14 protein-coding genes are annotated in these 22,085 nt (G+C 40.3%); all 14 read left to right on the plus strand.

The window, feature by feature from the left end; translation table 11 throughout:
* Positions 1-4 precede the first annotated feature (4 nt).
* The 14 genes from SYJ56_RS00440 to SYJ56_RS00505 all read left to right on the plus strand — a co-directional run bounded on the left by SYJ56_RS00440 (position 5) and on the right by SYJ56_RS00505 (position 22,069).
* A complete protein-coding gene (locus SYJ56_RS00440) occupies positions 5-175 on the plus strand; it encodes a DUF5908 family protein (RefSeq protein WP_323831416.1) in 171 nt (56 codons plus the stop codon).
* On the plus strand, positions 175-891 hold the full coding sequence (locus tag SYJ56_RS00445) for a CIS tube protein (RefSeq protein ID WP_323831417.1): 717 nt from the start codon (positions 175-177) through the stop codon (positions 889-891). Before SYJ56_RS00440 ends, SYJ56_RS00445 begins: the two co-directional genes overlap by 1 nt.
* Positions 892-901: 10 nt before the next feature.
* Entirely contained in the window at positions 902-2,671 is a 1,770-nt protein-coding gene (gene vgrG, locus SYJ56_RS00450) for a type VI secretion system tip protein VgrG (protein WP_323831419.1), read from the plus strand.
* A 7-nt stretch (positions 2,672-2,678) separates the two neighbouring features.
* Positions 2,679-2,972 carry a PAAR domain-containing protein gene (locus tag SYJ56_RS00455; protein ID WP_323831420.1) on the plus strand — a complete coding sequence of 98 codons (294 nt, stop codon included), beginning with the start codon at positions 2,679-2,681 and terminating at the stop codon, positions 2,970-2,972.
* A 13-nt stretch (positions 2,973-2,985) separates the two neighbouring features.
* On the plus strand, positions 2,986-3,393 hold the full coding sequence (locus SYJ56_RS00460) for a GPW/gp25 family protein (protein WP_323831422.1): 408 nt from the start codon (positions 2,986-2,988) through the stop codon (positions 3,391-3,393).
* Between the two features lie 6 nt (positions 3,394-3,399).
* The gene (locus SYJ56_RS00465; protein ID WP_323831423.1) at positions 3,400-6,984 is read left to right on the plus strand and encodes a baseplate J/gp47 family protein; all 3,585 of its coding nucleotides are present in this window, start codon (positions 3,400-3,402) and stop codon (positions 6,982-6,984) included.
* Complete coding sequence (locus SYJ56_RS00470; RefSeq protein ID WP_323831425.1) at positions 6,984-9,965, plus strand: hypothetical protein; 2,982 nt, start codon at positions 6,984-6,986, stop codon at positions 9,963-9,965. Before SYJ56_RS00465 ends, SYJ56_RS00470 begins: the two co-directional genes overlap by 1 nt.
* 2 nt (positions 9,966-9,967) lie before the next feature.
* On the plus strand, positions 9,968-14,080 hold the full coding sequence (locus tag SYJ56_RS00475) for a PKD domain-containing protein (protein ID WP_323831427.1): 4,113 nt from the start codon (positions 9,968-9,970) through the stop codon (positions 14,078-14,080).
* 9 nt (positions 14,081-14,089) lie between these two features.
* Complete coding sequence (locus SYJ56_RS00480) at positions 14,090-15,634, plus strand: contractile injection system tape measure protein (RefSeq protein WP_323831429.1); 1,545 nt, start codon at positions 14,090-14,092, stop codon at positions 15,632-15,634.
* A gap of 9 nt (positions 15,635-15,643) precedes the next feature.
* Positions 15,644-16,783 (plus strand): eCIS core domain-containing protein, encoded by a 1,140-nt coding sequence (locus tag SYJ56_RS00485; protein ID WP_323831431.1) that lies wholly within the window; start codon positions 15,644-15,646, stop codon positions 16,781-16,783.
* Positions 16,784-16,789: 6 nt separating this feature from the next.
* Complete coding sequence (locus SYJ56_RS00490; protein ID WP_323831432.1) at positions 16,790-18,097, plus strand: ATP-binding protein; 1,308 nt, start codon at positions 16,790-16,792, stop codon at positions 18,095-18,097.
* 20 nt (positions 18,098-18,117) lie between these two features.
* The gene (locus SYJ56_RS00495; protein ID WP_323831433.1) at positions 18,118-19,761 is read left to right on the plus strand and encodes an eCIS core domain-containing protein; all 1,644 of its coding nucleotides are present in this window, start codon (positions 18,118-18,120) and stop codon (positions 19,759-19,761) included.
* 10 nt (positions 19,762-19,771) lie between these two features.
* Complete coding sequence (locus SYJ56_RS00500) at positions 19,772-20,158, plus strand: hypothetical protein (protein WP_323831434.1); 387 nt, start codon at positions 19,772-19,774, stop codon at positions 20,156-20,158.
* A gap of 69 nt (positions 20,159-20,227) precedes the next feature.
* The gene (locus tag SYJ56_RS00505) at positions 20,228-22,069 is read left to right on the plus strand and encodes an eCIS core domain-containing protein (protein ID WP_323831435.1); all 1,842 of its coding nucleotides are present in this window, start codon (positions 20,228-20,230) and stop codon (positions 22,067-22,069) included.
* Positions 22,070-22,085 lie beyond the last annotated feature (16 nt).

Below are 22,085 nucleotides of genomic sequence, written 5' to 3' on the forward strand. Positions count from 1 at the left end.
AGCTATGCCGATAGAAATAAGAGAACTTCAGATTAGAGCGGCAGTAGGGAATAGCACAAGTACTCCCAGCTCTCAACAGTCAGCTCCAGCAGACCTTGACCGGGTCAAGCAAGAAATAATAAAAGAAGTAACAGAAGATGTTTTAAGACTGATACAGCTAAAACTTGAAAGGTAATGCTAGACTTAAGCCAAAAAGCCGAAAAACTATATGTGCAAGCATATAGTGATGCAGAATTCGAAAACCCGGTTCCTGAGAATAAATTCAGTGCCTTGATCAATCCGGCTAGCTATAATGTCTCCTATAAATTTGAATTTGATGCTACCCAAGCTCCTGGAACTTCAGGTGCAAATATGAAATTCAACAGGATTTTACCCGGAGATTTCAATTTCGACTTTTTGTTTGATGGAACAGGTGTGGTGAAGGACATGTCAGTCTTAAGTTTAGGAATAGCCAATCCATTTGAAAAACCCGGAACTGTCACCGAACAGATAGAAGCTTTCAAGCAGAAAATCATCGATTACCAATCTGACAAACACCGCCCTTATTACTTGAAAATCCACTGGGGAGAGTTGCTTTTTAAAGGAGTACTTAAGCAAATGGATATCGAATACAAGGTTTTTGCACCAGACGGGAAACCCATAAGAGCAATTGCCAAATGCCAATTTGCAGAGAGTATTGCGGACGTGGAAAGAACCGCTAGAGAAGGCAATGAAAGTCCAGATATCACTCATGAGCGGATCTTTGGTGGAACGGATCGTCTGGATAGAATGACCGAAAAAATCTATGAAAAGGACAGCCATTATATCAATGTTGCGGGGTTTAATTCTTTGGATAGTTTCAGAAACATACCAACTGGTTCAAAAATCTATTTCCCACCATTAGCCAAATAATTCTAAAATCATGATTTCTACTGCAAACAGGGAACTAGTCACTTCAAAAATCCTATTGGGAGCCAGTCAAACTGCAACTCCCGGTTCGGAGGTTTCAGGACGTGTTCAGGTCCTTGATATTACTGTATACAGAGAGTTGAATAAGATCCCGTATGCCACGATCAGAATTGCGGATGGTTCGGCAGCCGATTCAGATTTTGAAATTGGAAACAGTGGTGAGTTTTCATTAGGGAAAAGCATTGACATCAAGCTCGGATATAATACAGATGATGAGTCAGTATTTAGAGGAATTATAGTTGGAAACTCTCATGCCATTCATGGCAGGCAGTCTACGCTCGTCCTTACATGCAAGCATGAAGCGGTAAAAATGACCATTTCTCCAAAAAGTAGACATTTCAATGAAGTTATGGACAGCGAAGTCGTGGAACAGATACTTCAGGAAAATGAATTAACCGATACAGACATCCCCTCATTTGGCAGTACACATGAGCAATTACTGCAAGCTAACGTGAGTGATTGGGACTACATCTTAGGTAGAATAGACTCCAATGGTATGGCCTGTTCTATAGATGGAGCAAAATTTAAGGTGATCAAACCTGATCCTTCTGAAAACTCCGTACACACGTTGACCTTTGGGTCCAACATCATTTCTTTCCGTTCTGAATCCGATATTCGGTCCCAAGCTACTGTCGTCAAGGCCTCTTCTTGGGATTATGCCAATCAAGCACTCCAAGAAGTAGAAGGAGCAGACTTGGCTTCAGCTTCTCCGGGAAATGTCCCTGCGTCTTCCATAGCTGATATCAACGGACAGGAATATGTCATCAAAACTTCTGGAATGCTTTCAAGCGAGGCATTACAATCCCTTGCAGATGCTAAAAAGCAAAAACAATCCCTTTCAAAAATAAAAGGGAAAGTAGAATTTTCGGGAAGTGCGGAAATTATACCGGGCAATTGGATTACAATTGAAGGTGTTGGAGAACAATTTACCGGGAAGGCTTTTGTCAGTGCTATTCGTCATGATGTACGTCAGGGCAATTGGGTTACAGAGGCAACTTTAGGTTGGGAGGAAGATTTTTATACTGAGAAATTTAACAGTACTTCCATCAGTTCTTCCTCAGGGCAATTTTCTAGAATTCAGGGATTACATATTGGTGTAGTGACAGACATCATAGATCCCATGGGGGAAGGAAGAGTAAAAGTGCGTTTGCCACTCGTCAATCCTGATGATTCAGGGATTTTTGCAAGAGTTTCCACTATGGATGCTGGAGATAGTAGAGGCACATTTTTTAGACCCGAGATCGAAGATGAGGTGATCGTTGGCTTTATAAATGACGACCCTTCCCATCCAGTCATTCTTGGAATGGTGCATAGTAGTGCCAAACCCACCCCTTTTGAACCAGAAGATGCCAACGACATAAAGGGCTATGTGTCACGATCTGAAATAAAAATAACAATCCATGACGGGGATAAAAGTATCATCATCGAAACTCCCGGGGGAAGGAAATTAACTATGGATGATAATGCCGGAAGCATTCAGATTGAAGATTCAGCAGGCAATATCATCACGATGGATGATAGCGGTATTGTAATGGATTCACCTCAGGAAATCAACCTAAAGGGTGGAACAAAAATCAGCTTTTCCGCTCCACAAATTGCCATCAAAGCGGATATGAAAATAAGTGCTGAAGCTTCCGCAGGATTAAGCCTGAAAAGTGACGGAACTGCAGATTTCGAAGGATCCATGGTAAATATTAAAGGAAGTCTTGTCAAAATAAATTAAGTAACCAATGCCTCTAGCAGCCAGAATTACAGATATGCACACGTGTCCCATGCCGAACCCAAACGGAGTTCCACATGTGGGAGGACCCATATTGCCTGCAGGAGAACCTACAGTCCTAATAGGAGGACTGCCGGCTGCCAGGCTTGGAGATATGGCCACATGCGCTGGACCACCGGACACCATTATTACTGGCTCTGGTACAGTGATGATCGGAGGAATGCCGGCTGCCAGGATGGGCGATTCTACTGCTCATGGAGGAGTGATAATTATTGGTTGTGCTACAGTAATGATCGGAGGATAGTGTTATGGAAAAAATGAATAAATCTTTTCTGGGAACAGGCTGGAGCTTTCCGCCTCAATTTGACAAAGAGGGGGTCAGAACGCATATGCTGAGTGATGAGGCAGATATCCAAAGCAGTCTTGAAATCCTTCTTTCGACTAAACGAGGGGAGCGTGTGATGCGCTCGGACTATGGTTGCGATCTACACGAGCTTGTCTTCGAGCCGCTGACCACCACTTTCAAGACTTATATCATTGACCTAATCCGAACCTCAATTTTATACCATGAGCCTAGAATAGAAGTAGAAAAAATTGAGCTGAACGACACTGGAGAATTAGAAGGCAGAATCTTGATCACGATTTCCTATAGGGTCAAAGCAACTAATTCAAGATTCAACTTTGTCTTTCCATTTTATAAAACTGAAGGTACTGAATTGATATAGCGTATTATGGCTTGCAACGACAAAAACCCATTGACCAGAGAAGGCATAGATCGGCTGACTAGAAAGCTGAAGGCACTTCCTCCCACTTTTGCCAAAGTGGATGAAAGGTCTGTGGAGGACCTCATGCTCTTTGCTAAAAGGTATGCAAACTATCTTCAGTATAAGAACCAAAATAATACAGACGAAGGGACCTGGGAGCCCTTGATGAAAGTAGATATTTCAGTGGTCTTAGCCGTGGTATTGTCAATCGATTTACTCCAACTATCAGATTACCTTAAGCTTCTTAACAAGAAAACTAAGCTCGCTATAGCCAATGGGGAGGAACCTGAAGCAAGGTTGCAGTTCAAATTCCTTTTTGATGTTATTTTCTCTCTGGTAGATTTGATCGATGAACAATGTGGTTTTTTAAGTGAGGAATCAGAGTACCAAAGAATCATCCAGTCGGTAATTAATTCCAAACTCAATGCTCCATTTTCTAGATTATTTAATTTCTGGACAGACCAATCAAGTTTGATATCCCCATCCAACCAGACTGATTCCAATGCACCTTTTCCTACCATAGATTCTCATAGCCCACTTTCCTTGGACTTCTTTGCCCCTACCTCAGACAAATTGAATATTACAATTCCCGGGACGGACATAAATGAAAAAATCAGTCATGTTATCAACCATAACCTATTCAACAATCAAATAACTGTCTTTCTGGGGGGAGTATCTTCAATCCTACAAAATGCACGAGGCTTACTTGAAAAATCACTGAACAATTATTCCAGCCATGAACCACATTATGGCCTTTTTCTAACTTTTTTAAAACTATTCAAATCCGCTCAAGATAGTCTAAATGAGTACAGCAGGAAGCATCTGGATTTTTATTATAAGGATGTATTACAACTAAAAAACCAACAGCCTATTCCTGACCAAGCACATTTGACTTTCGGGCTACAGAAGCATATTCAACAACACCTGCTTCAAAAGGGAACATTTTTCAAAGGAGGAAAGGATGCAAATGGAAAAGAATTGAAGTACAGCCTTGTCAATGATGTGGTTTTCAATCAAGCAGAGGTCAGTGAAATCAAAGCATTTCAGATCCATAATAAAAATCTCTTAGCTTTTCCGGTAATCAACAGTGCAGATGGGGCAGGTGAAAAATTTGAAGGAGATGATAAAAGCTGGTTTGCTTTTGGAGATCGAAAAGTCGAACTTACCAATGGAGCAGGATTTGCCATTGTTTCCAATCTATTATTCCTCAGAGAAGGAGCAAGGACCGTTTCTGTAACTGTGCAGTTTGCTAAGCCTTTGAAATCCAAATCCGGATTCTCCAAATTTACTCTCCTGAGAAGCCGTAAAGTAATCCCATTTATAATCAACCTGACAGGTGAAAAAGATTGGGTAACAAAGAATGTGGATGCTGTGTACTCTGAGAATCAAGATACGCTGAACTTGACTTTTTCTTTGGGAGTGGAAGAGCCTCCACTTTTACCTTATTTAGAAAAAACCCACAAAAAGAACTTCAAAACTGATTTGCCATTGATGATGGCTTACTTGGATCAAAAAAGCAGTAACTCATCCTATGCAGATTTGATGGATAATCCTATCACTTCCATCAAACTTTCGGTAGCAGTGGTAGGAGTAAAAGATCTAGCTCTCAGCAGTGATGGGGGCTCCATAGATGCTGCCAAGCCTTTTAAACCCTTTGGAGATTTTCCAAAAAACAATGCAAGCTTTTATATAGGTTCTAGGGAAATCTTTCAGAAAAAACTAGATACTATAAAAGTCAACTTCCCAATCTCAGCACCTATCACATGCCAATATCTGCATGGAAATGACTGGGATTCTTATCCGATTGTCAAAGAAAATGATTCCTATTTAGTCCAAAAAAACACAGATGGTAACCGGCTGAAACTCGCTACCATGAACTTTGGAGCCAACACATTTTTACAAGCCACGTCATTCGAAGGAATTTTGAGATTTCGCTTGAATACCAATATTTATTCGCTTGAAGAGTACATGAAGGAAGTAAATAAAGCGCTTGATAATGTGGTAATCAATTCCCAGCAAGGTAATTTTCAAATCAAGCCTATTCTCAGTGAAGCAAGAAGTAATGCTCCACTTGCCATTAATCTTGAAGATGCATCTTCAACACTTATTTCGAAAAATCTGGAAAAAATAGGTGAAATCGCAGCATTGAGTAAAGTATCAGGGAATTCTGTCCCTGTGCCAAAAGAACTGATCTCTGAATCATTTTCGATTGACTATTCAGCATCTGAGATCATTCCAACTGATAGATCAGACCCAAGACATTCATTTTTTCACTTAACTCCATTTGGATACTATCAGCCAACTGCGACTGAAGAACCATCGCTAATTCCTCATTTTCAGCAGAAAGGAGAGTTGTTGATTGGAATTGCAAAAGTGGAGGCTCCTATTACAGTCACATTACTGTTCCTTCTATCTGACGGCAGTTCCAATCCCCTGAAAAGTGAGGAAATGGTCACATGGTCATTTATGGATGCAGATGAGACATGGGTGAATTTTGAGAAAAATAAGGTAAGCGATGGAACGGTAAATCTCACTAGAACGGGAATAGTGACTTTAAGTTTCCCAAAAGAAGCCGTAAAAACCCATACAGCATTAACCACGGACATGATTTGGGTACGAGCCTCTGTGGCAGATAACATGGATGCGGTCTGCAAAATCATAGATATAAAAGCTCAAGGAGCTCTTGCAGAATTGCTCCAAAGTGAAGAGGAAGGGATTGAATTCCGAGAAATACTTCCTTCAGGCACCATTAGCAAACTATGGAGATCTGATAGCTCAATCAAATCAATTACTCAGCCGGCTGATTCAGTGGGAGGAAGGAAAAAAGAGAGCGACTCAGACTATTATCAACGTGTCAGCGAAAGACTTAGACACAAACAACGTGCGGTCACTATGTGGGATTATGAGCATTTGGTGATGCAGGAATTCCCGGCTGTCTATCAGGTCAAATGCCTTAACCATACTGGTTTTTATGAGAAAAATGGGGAGCAAATATTTTGTGAGAATTATCCGGGACACGTAACTGTGATCTGTATTCCTGACCTCAAAAATAAAACCAATATCAATCCGCTCAGACCTTATACGGCTATCGGAACCTTGACAGATATTGGCGTTTTCTTAGAAAAAATTAAAAATCCATTTGCTAGACTCCATGTAGTCAATCCAATGTTTGAAGAGGTACAGCTTGAGTTCGAAGTAAAATTCCATGACCAAATGGATGAGGTTTTCTACCGCAACTTATTGGATATGGAGATCGAGCAGTTTCTCTGTCCATGGGCATGGGATAGCAGCCAAAAAATCAGTTTTGGAGGAAAGATCAACAAATCAACTCTTATCAATTTTATAGAAGAGCGGCCATATGTGGATTTCCTGAGCTGCTTTAAGCTCCATCACATTATCCGTGATGATGAAGGAAATGTTGACAAAAAACACCATGACTTAGAGGAAATCGTGGCTTCAACATCCAGGTCGGTATTGGTTTCACATTTTGAGGAATCCAACCTTGCTACACCTAGGCACATCATTCAAGTAATCCAAACCTGTGACTGCTGATGAAGACCTCTACTACCATACCAAAAAATCCCGAACTGATCCATTCTATGGATTTCGAAAGATTGCGTCAAGAAGGTTTGGCATACATTGAATCTCTCTCAAGTGATATTTGGACGGATTACAATGCTCACGATCCTGGAATTACGATTTTGGAAGCGCTCTGTTACGCCATTACAGAATTGGGATACCGAACCAATTTCGAAATCAAGGATCATTTGGCAGAGGCTAGCGGACAGCCATTTTTCACTGCTAGAAATATTCTGACCTCTGCTCCTTTGACAGTAACAGACTACAGAAAATTGCTGATTGACATTCAGGGGATAAACAATGCCCTGCTATTTACAGACGGAAATCAAGAGGTGCCGATCTTTCTGAATTGCGAAGAGGATATTCTTCAATACGAAAAGACCAATAATGAACTGGTGTTAAAAGGTTTATACACGGTCTTGTTGGATTTGTCCATGGATCTAGAAATGGGCGATATGAATACTGGTGATATTGTCCTGGAAAACATTGCTTTTCCATTTTCGCCCATGGTCGATATGGAAGCTGGAGAATTTCAGCTCAAGTTTGAACTTCCAGGCATTAAAGAAATCAATAAAAAAATCCTAACAAGTGATTTCACTGATTTCGAAATTGAAAAGCATGCGAGCATGAACTGGCATTACCAGTTTAAAATCGATTTAACAGATGGTGAAATCATTGAAATTCCTTTTGTGGTAGGCATTCCTAAAAATCCCTCGAAAGGAAAAATCACTGTCAGTCATGTAGCCCTAATGCTAGAGGACGTGGATTTTGGAACCCTGATTTTAGAAACATACCTAGAGAAAATCACCAAAGCCGACCAAATCATCAAGAATGTTGTCAAGATTCTCCATGAAAACAGAAACCTATGTGAGGACTTTGTTAGTGTTCAGCCCGTAGATTCAGAAGAGGTAGCTTTTTGTTTTGATGTGGACGTCAGTCCAGATACTGACATCGAAAAAGTACAGGCTGAGATTTATTTTACTATTGAGAATTACCTCAATCCGCCAGTGCCATTCTATACCCTCAAAGAACTGATGGAAAAGGGTACACCAACAGATAAAATCTTTGAAGGGCCAAAACTTGGACATGGGTTCATCGATACTGACGAATTAGAAAATGCCCAGTTGAAGCAAGTCATCTATGCCTCCGACATCATCAACTTATTGATGGATCTGGAAGGAGTGCAGGGTATCAGAAACTTCCTTATGACCAGATATGATGAAAATGGAAAACCTGTTGTAGGTCAAAAGGGCATATCTTGGTGTCTACCAATCTCTCTAATGCATAAGCCGGTGATGAGTACGGCTTATTCAAAAATACTTTTTTTCAAAGATGGATTTCCTTTCCTATCAAGGTATGAAGAAGTCAGAGATACTGTACATCTTCTTCATGCTCAAAATGCCACAGGAAAGTTGGTTCCTACTTTTGCAGACCTTCCTATTCCAAAAGGTAACAAGCGAGATACCATTAGCTATTGGCCGATCCAATATGACCTACCAATGGTCTATGGTGTCGGCGAATTTGGACTTCCTCCAGAAGCTGACAAAAAAAGAATAGCGCAGCAGCAGCAACTCAAAGGGTATCTGATGTTTTTTGAACAGTTGCTGGCAGATTTTTTTGCGCAGCTTACCAATGCCAAGAATCTCTTTTCTACAGATGAAATCAGGCAAACGTACTTCTCCCAGTACCTAGGCAGTATAAGGGAAACCGAGGAGATTTTACTTCCAGAAATGGAAAAAGCACTGGCCAATGATCCTATAGATCCAGTAAGCCAAGAATTATGGCAAAAGCTATATGAAAACAAAAACGGGTTTTTAGAAAGAAGAAACAGATTTTTGGATCATTTGCTATCTCGGTTTTCGGAATCATTCAGTGATTATTCTCTAATGATGTACAGGATTAATCTGGAAAACATCAGTCTTGAAAAAATAGAGCCTGAAGAAATCATTGACATCAAGATTAGAACTCTCCAAACCTATCCGGAAATTAGTTATAGCAGATCACTGGCATACAATTATTTCCCTCAGGATCAGGAATTCAACTTAGACGAAACAAAGATTTGGGATACTGATAATGTCTCAGGCTTAGAAAAAAGAGTAAGCCAGCTGACTGGAATCAAGGATTTTACCAGACGATTTCTTTACTGCATCAAGCATGTGGAAATCATCTGTGAGGAGATAGAGGTAGGAGACGAAGTTCATTGCATGCATTCTTTTTCTCTGACCTCCCGAAATGGAATACGATTACTTTCCAAGCAATATGAGGAAAAGTCACAGGCAGAGCAGGTCTTGGAAGAGGCTTGGGAATTGGCAAATGACCCAGAGAACTTTCACTATACCACAAAGCATGTCAAGCTCAAAAAGCAGAATTCAATCATTTTATCCAGTGAACAGACCTTCTCAACTGAGGAGGAAGCGATGGCTATAATCGCTGAACTAGTAGCAGAATTGTCAGGAGACTGCCCAGATCCAGAAGGTTTACACCTAATAGAACATATACTATTGAGGCCGAAAACCGAAGATTTTAATTTAATGGAAGTGTGCCTTCACGACTGTGATTGCCCATGTGAGCAGGATATCTACTCATTCAGGATTTCTGTCGTATTGCCGCATTGGCCTAAGCATTTTGACAATATGGCTTTTCGCCAATACTTCGAAAAGAAAATCCGGGAAGAAGCACCAGCACATATACAGTTAAAGGTCTGCTGGGTCAGTAATGAAAAACTTCGGGAATTTGAATCCAGCTATAAATCCTGGACTGAAGAACTCGCAAAATTCACAAGCGATGGAAATAATCCCATTGCGTATCAGGAGGCCAATGATAGAATACTGGCACTATTGGCAAAACTCAATTCTGTGTATCCAAAGGCCACACTTCACGATTGCGAAGAAAGTGATGCCGACAACAACCCTGTCATGCTGGGTAAAACAATTTTAGGAACTCAAAAATTATAATCATGCAGCCTTTACAATCATACCCCGTTTTTGAAGCTGATCAGGTATTGTCCAACGGACACTTGAACAACTTGTTGAACTACCTAGAACAACAGGAAAGGCTGACGCGCATCAAGCTCCTAGGTAGAGGCATAGTATGTGGCTTGGAAATCAGTACCTCCAATACTGCCATCAGCATCAGTAAAGGCTGTGGACTAACTTCTCAAGGATATCTCGTGCATCTCTGCGAAACTAATTTCACTCATTATACTGAATACGTTCCTCCAGTTCTTCCCAATGACCTATATTTTTTGACTCAGTGCAGCACTGAAAACAGGGAAAACATCCCCTACTATGGAGAAAAAGGCATTTTTGAATTGATCCCAGATAATGATAAAGAAACGGAAAATAAAAAATCGCTGAGTACGCTCAACTTAGCCGATTATGCAGTGGTTTTGTTTCTGGAGACAGAGCAAATAGATCTCAAAAACTGTGATACTCAAGACTGTAATGACAAAGGGAGCAGAATGGATTTTGCTCTGAAAACCTTACTTGTCAATAAGAAGCTAATGTCATGGGAGAAATGGATTTCTTTCAATTCCATCTTTCTCAAAAGGTATAATGTCCCTGTAGGAGATCTTAAAACCAGTGAAGATATTCTTCAAGGTTTTTTGACTATCACCGATGATCAAACCCTGAAAAGTCTTTCTGAAAATTTGATCCGCAGCTGGGATAGATATGCAGGACTTCTTGGACTACCTGAAGAGAACCCACTCAAAGAATTAAACCTGATTGATTTCAAAAAGAAACTATCCGGCAATACGGGACAAAGAATCTATTTGCAGTATTTCTATGATTTTATAGACGATCTGGTCAAAGCCTACCTCGAATTCAGATCCGAAGTCAGAAATGTTTTTGGAGAATGCTGTCCAAATGAAATGGATTTCCCACTACATCTCATCTTGGGAATGGCCTCTGAAAATACGTCGTTGGGAAAAAGAAACATCCATCGTCACTATTTTGAGCCATCACCTATTCAAGAGGGTCAGGCAAAAAATAAAGAGGAAGCCGCTTCCCTTTTAGAACGGCTAGTAGCGATGGTCAATGGATTTAGTGGTGAAAGATTGTCCGAATCTGAGCCGATCATCATCACGCCAAATACTTTAGGGGCTGGGCATATCAGCCACCGGGCCATCCCTTATTATTATGACTGGAAAGCTGTCAACCCACTATGGTATTTCTGCAAAAGCTACAACGGCAATGAGCGATATAATTTGGGTTACCAAGCTTCGCAACAAATCGATGCTCCGGAACCAGTAAAAAACCCGCTACTCTATGATATCGAAAGGTATAACGCCTTTAGAATTGAAGGGCATGTCGGAAAAAACTACCGGACTGCCCTGACAGAAATTATACGCAAAAAGCAGGAATTCAACCTACCCTTTGAAGTTTTAGCGCTCAATGCTATAGACTTTTCAGCCATTTTGAATGGTAAAGGTATCCAATGCCATGTAGAAGATCTTGCCTCTGATTACCGGGTGATGATTACCGGAATCGTATGTCAACTACAGCAGATTATAGCTTACGTGGGAAACCTCAGGCCAAAAAGAACAATTGAAGCCAACACGAATCTGAGGACGGAGGCTATAAAAAAAGACTTTTACATATCCAAAAATATAGTGGATATGCAAAAAATAATAAAATCGGATCTTTCAATAAATAAGCCGATCAGTATTTCAAATGCAGATATCATCAATAAGCTCGCACTTCGGGATGTCGAGGAAGGAGAAAAACTGGCTGACTTTGTTGCCAAAGACGTTAGCTCATTCATAGTGAGTGATAAAGCATTTTTCGACTACATCATCAAGCAACCAGATCTCTTATTGATCTTTTTGCAACAATTGGCAGAAATAGTAAAATACTTGCTTTCCTTCGATCTAGGCCAATTTGATGAAGAAGCTTACAATAAACTATGGACACCATATTCCAAAACTGTAGCAAGCCTAATCAAGGAGGCAGCTAGCTCAGAAAACGAAGAAATCAAACACTACTTTTCAGAAGGCAACACTCAACTACTCTTCAAATGTGCCAATGAAAAACTGTTTGCACTGAAAGACGAATATCTAAAAAGAGTTGAACAGTATGCTGCAGCGGTCAATTTCAATGAATATTTCAAAAAGCATCCTGGCATGGAGCACAAAGCCGGAGTTCCAAAAGGCGGTACTTTTATTTTGGTGTACAATGGCGAAACGCAAAGGCTACTGACCTTACCAGATTTAACTCTGGCGGCTTTAAACACTGAATTCATCGCTAGGGATACTTTTACAAATTTGACCTCAAGAGCCACTGAAACCAGAGTAGCAGATACGAAAACCTCGGCCGCTGAAGCAATAATCAGTAAGCCAGAAAGTCTGACCAGGCTAAGTGCTTCCAAAAGAACAGAGTTTGAATTTGCCTCTGATCTCATCAAAAATCTGAATCTAGGTGAGGCTGCTAAAAGTGTTTTGGACGAGCTCAATATCAGGGATAAGGCAATTCGGGAGACCGCAACTCCGATAACCAAAGGCACGGTGATCGCAGATTTCTATCTTCCTTACCTCTGCTGCAGCGATTGTCCACCTATTGCTTATGTCATTCCTGAAGTCGAGGAACCAGAAAACAGAGGTCCGATAGCAAATGCTGGTGAGGATCAAACTATTACTCTTAGGCCTGATCAGCCAATTTCTATCACTTTAGATGGATCAGCTTCCAAAGATGAAGACGGAACAATCAAAACCTTTGCATGGAGTCAGCTGAGCGGTACTCCAGTTACTTTGAAAACACCAAACAAGCCAAAGGCAACAGCTGAACTCAAAGCTGACGGGGTTTATGTTTTTACTTTGAAAGTCACTGATGATAAAGGAGCCGTTGGCGAAGACACTGTATCCATCAATGTTGTTTCAGAACCAGAAAATCGAGGTCCTCAGGCCGATGCAGGAAGGGATCAATCTCTTACCCTTGTACCTGGTCAGCCAATTTCTGCCACTTTGGATGGATCAGCCTCCAAAGATGAAGATGGAACTATCAAAACCTTTGCATGGAGCCAGGTAAGTGGCTCAACAGCCACACTCAAAACACCGGAAAAAGTCAAGACTGCTGTAGAGTTAAAAGAAGCTGGGGAGTATGTCTTTGCGTTGAAAGTGACCGATGATAAAGGTGCTTCCAGTCAAGATGAGTTGACTATCAACGTAGTAGCCGCTCAGAGCAATCCTCCAATTGCAGAGGCAGGTGATGACATTTCTCTCACAATCGCCAATCCTAACAGTCCAGGTAGGACTACTTTAGATGGAACAAAATCTGTGAATCCGGATAACGGTGAGTTGACTTTTAACTGGACTTTGGCAAGCGGTCCTACCAATCCAAGTTTCCAGACACCAAACCAAGCAAAAACCAATGTCACTGGCCTTTTGGAAGGGGATTATAAATTCCGCTTGGAGGTTAAGAATAGCTCAGGTAAAAGCTCCAGTGATTCTGTTTTAGTCAAGGTTACCAGTGCCCCGATAGTTGAAGAGCCTAGAACAAAAACTTGTGGTTCTTTGGCAGATATTCTCGAAGCATTTGCAGCTTTCGACAAAACAGAACCGACCACCAATTTCAAAAAATTCCTAGAAACTTTAGGTTCATATGGTGAAATGAAAGAATTCTTCACCAGCATGAAAACTATCTCCAGTTCAAATACTACAAAACAAATAGACTTCTTCGCCTCCGCATTTGGTCGAGCCGGTCTGGTTTCAAAATTGAGGGATTGGCTGGTAAGCATCCAAAATATCATGCTGGAAATAAAGGAATTCAGAGGATTTGGACTCCAACTTTATCAAATCCTAACCCTGCTAATAAACTATATTGTCTGCATTCAAAAAGAAGATTACGATGCCGCTAAAATACCGATGGAAAAGGTATTCGATGTTATAGAGGAACATGCCAAAAATTGGGCAGAATTGAGGGAAGGTGGAGAATTTGGCAGAGTTGAAGTAGCCTTAATAGCTAAAATAGAAGCGGGCTTCACAGCAGCTTCCACCCAGACCACAGCGAATGGGGAAGCCACTGCAAAACCAAAATATCTGAGAAGAATTAAAATTATCGAAGGAATTCTATAAAGGAAAACAATGAGTCTGACCCAAAACCATAAAGTCCATACAGCTTCCTTTCAGGTAAATTTTGAGGGGATTGAGGAAGGATTAGGCTTGCAGGATAACCTGGCTCTTATTTTCTACGAAAAAGTGATCCCCGCATTAGAAAAAGAATTTGACGAATTTGCTGACCCAAGTAGCACTTTGGTAATCAACGAATTGGAATTAGACTGCGGGCTCCTAACGAGTGAAAACTGGGAAGAAGAGCTACTTCAAAAAGTCATCCAGCAAGTTCGGAAAGAACTGGTCTCATCCCAAACGGAAAAACCAACAGTACTCACTCGAAAAGAAAAAGCAACAGAGGTGTTTTTCTATTTTTTAGAAAAAGGTTTTTTCCCATGGAACAGTCCTTTTTCCACTCCAATTGAATTGGAAAGAGAAGTAATCTTGGACAATGCTTTTTGGGGTAAACTTTCCGCTTCATTCCAAAAAACTGTAATAAACAGAGATAGATTTAACAGGTCTTTTACCCAAAAATTCATAATCCGAATCTTCGAAAAACTAGCCGAAAAATCCAATCCCCTATTATTGGAAGTGGTCAATCATTTTCTGAAGCAAAGCAAGGAAAAGAACCTAAAAGAATTGCTGGATCGGGTTTTGTCTTCATCACTTTATCAAAAAGAAATATCAGCTAGAGAGCTTCTTAAAACACTTATTTTCAGTTCTAACGAAGAGAATTATCTACTTATCGCAAACTTCTTGGGGTATAAATTAAAGAAGGATATTGGATTTCGAGAGGAATTCTTGGCCATGCTCTCGGATATCCAAAAACCTGAACTTTTACCAAGGACCAGGCAGCTATTGCAAACTATTCAAAACGACCATCCCGATATTATGGAAGAGCTAGGGGTTTCATCCACGGAATTTAGATCCGTATCACCTATTAGTGATTCTCGAAAAAGTACGGATAAGGGTATAATCCTGAAAAGTAAAGAAATGGAATATCCGCTTAATAGCGATAGTTCTAATTCTTCAGAGCCGAAGATGGATAAATCAAATCCAGAAAAACCTGTAATTGATGAAGATATATATGTAGAAAATGCGGGTCTTATCCTTCTACATCCATTTTTAGGAGGATTATTCAGCAATCTTCAGTTGACGGAAAATGGGAAATTTGTTGCAAACCGAGAGATTTACCTGGCAGCCAAAGTGCTCCAATTTTTGGTTTATGGCGAAAACGAACTGACAGAAAACTACTTCGTACTCAATAAAATTTTATGTGGATTGGGAGTGTCTCAGGTGTTGAACTTGGACAGTAGGCTCAATTCCGAAATTAAAGATGAATGTATAGAGCTCCTACAGGAGGTCATCGGACATTGGGCAATTTTGAAAAATACCAGTGTAGATGGTTTAAGAGAGACATTCTTAAAAAGATCCGGCAAATTAAGCCAGGTGGAAAAGGGTTGGAAGCTCACCGTAGAACGCAAAACAGTAGATGTGCTTTTGGACAAACTACCATGGGGGCTAGGAATTATCAAGCTGCCTTGGATGAATGAAATGTTGTATGTGGATTGGAATTGACTCAAGAAAATGGCGTTGAAAGAACCTCAAGAAAATATTGATCGGAAAAAAATTCTCCCTCAAAGAAGGGCTTTTTTCCAAAAAAAACTAGCTATCAACAGTCCAGGAGATAAGTATGAGCAGGAAGCAGATAGGGTTGCAACCGAAGTTGTCAATTCCGAAAAATTTTTTAAGCCTCAAATATCCCCGATCCTTAATAGAAGTGCACAAAAAGATAAGCTAGAAGTTCCAAAATCACTGGAAAATAATCTTCAACAAAATACACAGACAGGAAGTGTATTACCCCAAGGTATAAGAGCAAGTATGGAATCAGAGTTTGGAGTGGATTTCAGTGGTGTGAAAATCCATCATGATTCCGAAGCTGAGCAAGCAAGCAAAATTCTAAACGCCAACGCCTTTACCTATGGAAACCATATTTACTTTAATCCCAAAAAATTCAATCCCAACTCCAAAGCAGGAAAAGAATTAGTAGCACACGAGCTTACACATGTGGTGCAGCAGGGTGCAGCACCAAAGATGGAAATTCAGCGTGATGATGACGAAACTGTAAGTCCGGGCCCGGAAGAAGAAACCGAATTTGAGTTCGATTATGACTTATTACCTCCTTCAATTCAATTTTCTTTGGGCCAATGGATGTTGGAAGCAAATACCAGTCAGGTTGCCCTTCAGTTTACCCAAGGATTGATGAGAACAAGATTTGGTTACAATTATGGTGGAAATTTAACCTTAGGTACAGGTTCTCCTTCCGGAAGTACAGAACTAGGATTTAACCCTCACTCCCCGGCGATGTCGTTTGGTCTAACTCAAGACAGGTTCAGGTTTGGGGCAAATGCAGACTTTACAACTGGAGGGTTTGGATTCAATTTAGGTTATGGTTCAAGGTTATTACCTATGCCGTTTGATTTGGCTGGACCTGTCAATGCAGGTTGGGCTGGGGCTAGCGGTATTTTGGGAGATATTGGCAATATGCAAGACCCAATAAGTTTCTATCAAAACCATGGAGACAATATTGATGAAATCATGGGAGCAGTAAAAGCCCTACAGCCTCTTGCAAATGAAGAAAATCAGGGTTTTGGTGTTGGATTACGCTTTACTTATAACCCACAAACTGGAGCATTGTTTCATGCAGGAGCTCAATGGATGTTTTAAGAAATAATGGGGAAAGAAATTCTTCATATTGTATCCTATCTTCAAGCAATCACTTCTCAAAGATTGGAGTCATACTTTGGAGAAAAAGGTATCTCTTCTTTTCCGGATTTTGAATTATCTGGGAGTTCTCCATTATCAAACTTTCTTAATCATTACAATCTAAGTAAGTCGGAAATTGTCCTTCTCATCTCTGCATTGACTCCCCACATTCTTCCGGGATTTTTTGACAAAATAATTCAAAAATTTCTCCCCAATGGAGGGGATTTTCCAGAATTCGGAGGAGTCAAACTTGACCACCACCGGGGAATGATCCCAACAGGAGAAACAGTCCTATTCCTATTGGCTGGAATGGATATACAGGAGCGCCTGAGCTATTTCTCCCTCTTTGACCAAAGCAACCCGCTGATAAAACACCACATTATTTCCCTGAACCCAGTCAAAACCGGCGAACCTAGGCTAGGTGGAACGCTGGTGATGGATTCCGAATATGTGGAGGTGTTCACATCAGGTAAAATCAGCCTCCCAACTCTCAGCATCAATTTCCCTGCTGAGCATCTTCAGACCGAAATGACCTGGGAGGATCTAGTACTACCCGAGCAAGTCTGGAATCAGATCAATGAGCTGCAGATTTGGCTTAAACACAAGGAATCTCTACTTACTGAATTTGATTTGGGAAGGAAAATCAAACCTGGATATAGAGCATTGTTTTATGGCCCACCAGGAACGGGAAAAACTGTGACTGCTACGCTTTTGGGAAAATATACGGGCAGGGAAGTTTTTAGAATAGATTTATCAATGATCGTTTCCAAATACATCGGCGAGACAGAAAAAAATCTTTCGGCACTTTTTGACAAAGCAGAAAACAAAGACTGGATCCTGTTTTTTGATGAAGCAGATGCAATTTTTGGAAAGCGGACTGGAGTCAGGGATGCCCATGACAAATACGCCAATCAGGAAGTCTCTTATCTACTACAAAGAATTGAAAGCTACAATGGTCTAGTGATCCTGGCTTCCAATTTCCGCAACAATATCGATAGTGCCTTTGTCAGAAGGTTCAATTCCATGGTGTACTTCCCTTCTCCGAGAGCTGAGGACAGGCTTTTGATATGGGAGAAATCTTTGCCAAAGCAATTTACACTGGCAAAAGATGTTGCGATGAAAGAACTCGCCGAAACTTATGATCTGACAGGTTCTCATATCATCAATATCATACAGTATATCTCTTTGGCCTCAATGGAAACCCAAGATTTCGTCCTTAAAAAGGAACTTCTCATTAAAGGAATAAAGAGAGAAATGGAAAAAGAAGGGAAATGACCTTATAAATTTTTAAATCTATGAAAGATTCACAAGAACAAAGAAAGTCGAGTTCTTCACCTAGAGGAAAAACCAAAGGTTCATTCTTTGCACCTCCATTCATTCAATCTAAACTTACTGTCAATAAGCCAGGTGATAAATATGAACTAGAAGCGGATGCTGTAGCTGACCGAGTGGTGAGTAACCTTTCTTCGCAATCCTCAGTTTTTACCCAAAACCGCCTTTCTAATGAAAATCCTGCTATTGGGGCTTCCAAATCTTCATACCAAACCAACATCTCCCACATCCAAACTAAATGTGCTGAATGTGAAGCTGAAGAAAATAATGAACTTGAGGAAAAAATTCAGAAAAAGCCATCGGCTGAGTTTACACTACAAGCTAAAGAAGGACCATCTTCCCAACCAGAAGTATCAAATACTATTTCAAATGAGTTAAGAAACTCTTCAAACCAAGGCAATCCAATCCCCAAAAAGGTCAAAACCGAAATGGAAGATGGATTTGGTAAGGATTTCAGTCAAGTCAGAATACATACGGATCATTCCGCCCAAAGTATGAGTAAGAACCTGGGAGCTCAAGCTTTTACTTATGGCTCAAATATTTATTTCAATACCGGGAAATTCGAAACCCAGAGTCAAAATGGCAAAAAATTATTAGCCCATGAATTAACCCATGTGGTTCAGCAAAGAGAAATTAGCAATCTCAATATTCAAAGAGCCATTGGAGATGGGCATGATTTAAGCTCCCCTAGATTTGCTAGAGACACAGAACTCGAAGAAGTGTTTGATGGAAATAAAGTCCTTGATAGAGGAGAAAGAGGAGGACATGTGAATAAAATCCAGCACGCTATACAAGATAAAGGCCATTTTCTTCTCCATTTTGGGATTGATGGAGAATACGAAGGGGAAACCGAACGAGGGGTTACTGCCTATCAGCTTGACAAAAGCATAACCACCGATCCAAGAGGAAAAGTTGGGACAGATACCATGGCTGCTTTAGATTCCGATTTCCCAGCTGTTGCTGATAATTCAAGTACCTTAACCCAAAACCCTGCTGACATTGCATGTATTCAAGAAATCCTTTGTCCGTGGAATGAAGCTATTATCAATGACCTTAGAACTGGATCCAGAGTAGTGATTTTTGTGGATAATTTGTTTTGGGCAGATGAAATTTTCCAAGGTGGGTCTTGGCAACCTCATCCAATGCCAGGGGCTGGAGAGACTTCCGGTAATACGATCAGACTGAACATTTCCGATGATTGTGAAGCTGTGGCTCAGACACTTTATCATGAATATCAGCACGCACGTTCTCCAAGAAGATTACGTTCTCAAACTTGGGCAGATGAAGAAAATTATGCCTACTCTTTAGAAACTAACTGGAGCATTTCAAGAGGCCTCAGTCCCGACCCTAGTTTGGTAACAACAGATCCTGTATCAGGAGATACAGTTTTAGACCAAACAGGAGTGGATGCACAGGTAGCTACTTATCCCGGTATGGCGACCAATGAAGAAGTCATTGAAAAAGTGGGCTCAACGAGAGTAAGAGTAAGGAGAGATAATGGTACTGTCTATGTAAGGAATGCTGCAAATGGTGATACAGTCCCTGGACCAAGACAAATTGTAAACCCAAGGACTATTAGGCCTGCAGATTGGCCAACTTGTCCATAAATGATAAAAGATGAAAGTTGAGTTTAATGGAATACCAGTAAGCAAAGTGTATTATTTGGGGCAAACACCTCAAATTACGAACGGGTGTTTCGAAGTCATAAATAATAGCAAAAAACCTTTCTCTTTCATTGTGATGGAGGCCGTTATCACTGATGGAAAAAAAGAACTGCCAATAAACGAATTTCACTTATATAAGCTCCCTGATTACGTTGAAATAGATCAAAAATCAATACATGTGGGAGAGGATGAAGGTTTTAAATTCGATTTGAGTTTTCCATTCATTTCAGTCAATGGATTTAATAAAGAGGATATCAAAGTTTGTGTAAGTATTAAAGTAAATGATGAAATCCTAAGGGCTAACTCTCTTTTGATTTTTGATCTGAGGGCGCCTAAATGATATTTAAAGCTATAGAGTTATTTGATTCAACACTTATGCGGAGAAATGAGCTCATAAATTTTTATGTCTATGAAAGAGTCGAAAGAACAAAGTAAGTCCAGTTCCTCACTTAAAGAAAAAATGAAATTTTCTTTTTTTTCACCTACTCAAGTTCAAGCCAAACTTAAGGTCAATACACCAGGTGACCCTTATGAGCAAGAAGCTGATGCTATTGCCAACCAAGTAGTTTCTCCACAAGGATCAATTGATTCCATTTCGCGAAAAGAGAATTTATCCGGGATACAGACAACGCAAAATAATCCTTTGCAAGGACAAAAAAATAGAACTCCTTCACCAGTAAATAATTCTATTAGAACTACTGGAAAACCTATAGAAAATGAAGTAAGAGAATCTATGGAAACCTCTTTTGGCCAAGACTTCAGTAATGTCAGAATTCACAGGGATGGTCCCGCCAATAAAAGTGCTGATGAGATCAATGCCAAAGCATACACTTTTCAAAATGACATTGTATTTGGAAAGGGTCAATACCAGCCCCAATCTTTTGAAGGGAAAAAGCTTCTTGCCCATGAATTAACTCATGTAGCGCAGGGAACAAAACAAATTCAAAGGGATCCAGATGAAGACGCAGAAAAAGTAGAGCAAGATAAAATCGCAAAGCTAAAGTCCTCGATAAAAGCTGCTTTTTCCCTTAAATCAGTAGAGGATGGTTCTTCTAATTGGACTTCTGAAGAATTGCGGATAACTAAAGAAGGACTCGAAATGATTCCAAAAGCTGATATCTCCGCCCTTAAAGACGTAGTCCTGAAGCGAGTTAATAGTTTGGGTGGTGAAACAGCAGGTCAATTTGGCTCAGAACAATCGGTAGACGACACCACAGTTACCAATGAGTACGAACTTGAAATAGCAGATTTGAATTTCAGTAGTGGATCTACAGAGGCTGAGCAGAAAAGATTAGTCCAACACGAAGTTGGTCATGCCATAGCAAGCCTACCTAGCAGAAAGGCCAATTTAGCAGCAAACGTGGCTTTAGCAAAACTCAATGAAAAGGTGAACCAACAAAATGACAGCGCTGATCCATTCAATACCGCTAATGATGAATTCAATGACGCAGTCACAGATTACAATAGCAAGGCAGACGAGTATAATAATGAATCCGATGCTTCACTCAAAAAACAATTGAAGTCTGATTTGGATGCGTTGAAAAAAATAGTAGAGCAAAAGAGAAAGGTGAGGACAAAAAAGGAAACGGAGTTTAATTCTGCTGAAGGTGCTGCAAAAAAGGCCAAAACAGGATGGGAGAAAAAAGATAAAGAAGCCAAAAAACATAATATTGACCAATCTGACCTAGATACGATCAAAAAGAACTCAGATTCTGCCAAGACGGATCACGATACAGCTTTGGCTAGTTCCAAAGGAAAAATAACGACAGAGATGACCGATCTCGACGAAGCTAAGCAATACGCTACTTCAGTAGAGTCTCTGAGTACTGAAATCGATTCATTTTACACAGAAACCAAGGATCAGGACAAATCCGAAAGTGAAGTAGAGACTTTGATTGTTGAGATCAATAAACTCATCGAGACGAGAGGCCAAGCATTTGAAGCACTTTCCAAAAAAGATGGAAGCCATCCCTTATTGACAATTTTACCTTCTTTTGAAAAGTATCAGGACACATTTTTTCATATGGCAAAGGCCAATGCTTTAGCACATGAAAGATCCGCACGAGTCCAGAAATTTGTAGAGTTTGTAGAAGCAAACAATATCCAACCAATTTCTGATTATGCCAGAAAAAATTGGCCTCATAAACCAGAAGAGTTTTATGCAGAAGCCTATTCTTTTTGGGTATCAAATAAATTAAATACCATTTCCCCCGAACTCCAAAAATGGTTTGATGGCAAGAAATACAAGTAACTCACGCTTTCAACAA

This window comes from Algoriphagus aurantiacus, from assembly GCF_035156405.1.
In the GTDB taxonomy this organism is placed as follows: domain Bacteria; phylum Bacteroidota; class Bacteroidia; order Cytophagales; family Cyclobacteriaceae; genus Algoriphagus; species Algoriphagus aurantiacus.